Here is a 3,394-nt window from a genome sequence, read left to right on the forward strand (position 1 = left end):
GTATAATAACGGACCATAGGCCTGTTTTTTGAAGTCCTGTCTACAATCTGAAAACCGGCTCTTTCAAAAGATTTGTACAATCCTATCCAGGCAAATGAATCCGGAAGGCTTTCCTTTGTGGGAATTGCAGGATATGCTTCAATAATTTTGATCCCCTTCTCTTTTGCATATCTGATGACCCCTTTTAGAAGTTCTACCGAAATACCCTGCCGCCTGAATTTTTTATCAACAAAAAAACAGGGGATTGACCATACCGCTTCATTATCAATGCGCTTATGAACACGCGAATGTTCAAGCTTTATGAAATCTTCCCTGGGTGCAAATGCACACCAGGCAATAGGTTGCTCTTCATAAAAAGCCAGGATCCCGGCCGGTTTGTTTTCCATCACCAGTTTTTGCATAGCATCCCTGTTGCCGCCCCCAGTCTTTCCCTCAACAAAATCAACCTTTTTGAGGCGATAATACATGCACCAGCAATTGCCACAGGCCCCCCGCTCTCCAAAAAGCTGCACAAACTTTGCCCAATTTTCCTTCTTTAAGGGTTCAAATGTTAAGTGATCAAGAAAATCATTATCCATTGTTGAACATCATTTTTAAATGATAGACTTCAAATACCAGAAAACACCTGAATCTAAAAAGCAAACATGCTTTCAGTTTCAAAAATCCCGTTGATGCAAATTTACGTAATCTTAAAATAACATCAAGTCCAAAACACAGTGGATGAATTTATATTCTTGAGATAAATCAATGAATTGCAAAGACATAAATGATTAACAAGTTTTCAATTCTACAATAGTGGATCAAATCTGATGATGAAAAACGGAATATGCCAGCCTCTTCATTTTTGAATTTGATTTACCTGGAAATTTTTAAGAAGAGTATAAAACAAAAAACCGGAACATCCTGATGGATTTCCGGTTTTTCTGCTCCCCCTGCTGGACTTGAACCAGCGGCCCTCTGATTAACAGTCAGATGCTCTAACCAACTGAGCTAAGGAGGAATTTTATATTTTTTGCTGCTTTCTTAGAGAACCTTTGTTCTCGTGCAACCCTTATTTCGTGTTTGGAGCTGCAAAAATAATAGCTTTTCATAAAATATAAAATATATTTGCAAAAAAATTTCAAAAAATAATCTGATGATGCAAAAAGTGCTTGGTATAGGCAATGCCCTGGTCGATATTATGACTTCGCTTGAAAATGATGATACCCTCAGCCAGCTTTCCCTGCCCAAAGGCAGCATGCAGTTGGTCGACAAAACCACTTCGGCCGGAATACTGGCCAAAACAACCCACTTAAAAAAACAGCGTTCTTCCGGTGGTTCGGTCGCAAATACCATTCACGGCATGGCATCACTGGGCATTGATTCATCGTTTGTCGGCTGTGTGGGAAATGATGAATTGGGTGATTTCTTTGTCAACGATCTGATTGACAACCATATTACCCCTCGTGTTTTTAGGGGAAATGATGAAACAGGCCGCTCCATCGCCCTGGTGAGCCCTGATTCTGAAAGGACTTTTGCCACTTTTCTGGGCTCGGCTGTTGAACTTACACCTGAACATTTCTCTGCCTCTTTATTCAATGGATACAACTATCTTCACCTTGAAGGTTATATGGCTCCTAATCATGAGCTCATGGAGAAAATCATCAAACTTGCCAAAGAAAAGAAAATCATCGTTTCGCTTGATATGGCCAGTTATAATGTAGTTGAAACCAACCTCAGTTTCCTGACTTCAATAATCAAGGATTATGTAGATATTGTTTTTGCAAATGAAGAAGAGGCAAAGGCTTTAACCGGACAGCCTGCAGAAACTGCCGTAAATACTATATCCGAAATGTGCTCTGTTGCAGTGGTAAAAATAGGAAGTCAGGGTTCGCTGGTTAAAAGAGGAAAGGAAGAGTACAAAATAGCCCCTGTCACTGCCAAATCTATTGATACCACCGGCGCCGGTGATTTATATGCGGCCGGTTTCCTGTATGGCCTGATGCAGGGACTGTCATTGGATAAATGTGGAAAAATAGGCTCCATTCTTGCCGGAAATGTCATAGAAGTAATTGGGGCCAAAATGGATCAGTACCGTTGGGAGAAAATCAGGGAGGCCGTTAAACAGATTGAAAATTAAAATAATCCGTGTATTTCAGCATCAATCTTGTTGATCACATAACTTAAATCTTCAGCGTTTTCCGAAAAATTGTGGTGATCAATGTCAACAATCAGCATTTTTCCAAGGTTATATGTTTCGACCCAGGCCTCGTAACGTTCATTCAGGCGTTTGAGATAATCAAGCCTGATGCTGCTTTCATATTTCCTGCCACGCTTTTGTATCTGCCTGACCAAAGTGGGTACTGATGCGCGCAGGTAAATAACCAGATCAGGCGGCTGAATGAGCGAACTCATCAAATTAAAGAGGGAGTAATAATTTTCGAAGTCACGGTTGGACATCAGTCCCATGGACATCAGATTGGGTGCAAAAATATAAGCATCCTCGTAGATGGTACGGTCCTGAATAAACGTTTTTCCTGAGTTACGTATTTCAAGTATCTTGTTAAAACGTGTATTTAAAAAATATATCTGAAGGTTGAAGGACCACCTTTGCATATCTTCATAAAAATCAAGTAAATAGGGATTATCATCCACATCTTCATAATGAGGTTCCCAGTGATAGTGTTTTGCAAGAAGTTCAGTAAGAGTAGTCTTTCCGGAGCCAATGTTACCTGCTATTGCGATATGCATAATTAATTTTGTATTTGAACTGAATGTCCAAAGTACTATAATTTTTTATAAACACAAATTTTTCCTGCTTTTAACAGGATCAGTTTTTCTCCTTCTAGACGGGCGTCTGTCACTCCTGTAGTATCCGGGAGTGTTATTTCCATTTCCTTCAACATCTCTATATTATAAACATTCAGGCAATGATTTTTCAAATAAATGATCCGCCCGTCCTGAACCTGAAAACTGTTTATATCATTAAGAGGGACCGTTCTCAGGTGATTCCCGCAATGGTCAAAAATCAGTATCCCTGTCCCCGGTACTGAAAGATAAACCCTGCTGTTGCGCTCGGTCATATATACCGGTCTGTTCTTTGAGGCAGTAAACAGATTCAGGTCGGCACTTTGGTATAAAGGCTGCAAGTTATTTCCGATACGGACCAGGCAGTTTTTGATGTTATCGAACAACCAGAACCCTTCAGAACCTGAACCACAGACCAATTCAACCTGGGAATAGCCCAAATCATCAAGCGAAACAGGACTTCGCTGGGGGGAAAGAAAATTATCCAGAAAAACAAGCTGGTTAAAATCTTTGTAAAAAACGACAATCCGGAAAGGATTACTCACATCAACCAGCTGAATATGCCCAAGATAGGCATTGGTATAAACATTTTTCCTGCTGTTTTCAC

General features: G+C 40.2%; 4 protein-coding genes and 1 tRNA gene. 1 reads left to right on the forward strand and 4 read right to left on the reverse strand.

The window, feature by feature from the left end:
- A partial coding sequence (locus Q8907_14670; GenBank protein MDP4275516.1) for a GNAT family N-acetyltransferase occupies positions 1–578 on the reverse strand: 578 nt, incomplete at its 3' end.
- A 348-nt stretch (positions 579–926) separates the two neighbouring features.
- Positions 927–1,000 (reverse strand) — tRNA-Asn (locus Q8907_14675).
- A 135-nt stretch (positions 1,001–1,135) separates the two neighbouring features.
- Here Q8907_14675 and Q8907_14680 point away from each other — a divergent pair.
- Complete coding sequence (locus tag Q8907_14680; GenBank protein ID MDP4275517.1) at positions 1,136–2,119, forward strand: adenosine kinase; 984 nt, start codon at positions 1,136–1,138, stop codon at positions 2,117–2,119.
- Here the strand turns inward: Q8907_14680 and Q8907_14685 are convergent.
- Positions 2,116–2,730: a deoxynucleoside kinase gene (locus tag Q8907_14685; GenBank protein ID MDP4275518.1), complete on the reverse strand. Its 615-nt coding sequence runs from the start codon at positions 2,728–2,730 to the stop codon at positions 2,116–2,118. The two genes, Q8907_14680 and Q8907_14685, sit on opposite strands and share 4 nt — an antisense overlap.
- A gap of 35 nt (positions 2,731–2,765) precedes the next feature.
- Positions 2,766–3,394 (reverse strand): hypothetical protein (locus tag Q8907_14690; GenBank protein MDP4275519.1); only part of this gene is annotated, 629 nt, incomplete at its 5' end.

The organism is Bacteroidota bacterium (genome assembly GCA_030706565.1).
Classification (GTDB): Bacteria; Bacteroidota; Bacteroidia; order Bacteroidales; family JAUZOH01; genus JAUZOH01.

Coding starts and splice junctions, on each gene's coding strand:
- Q8907_14680 (MDP4275517.1), top strand. CDS start 1,136: ATGATGCAAAAAGTGCTTGGTATAGGCAATGCCCTGGTCGATATTATG.
- Q8907_14685 (MDP4275518.1), bottom strand. CDS start 2,730: ATGCATATCGCAATAGCAGGTAACATTGGCTCCGGAAAGACTACTCTT.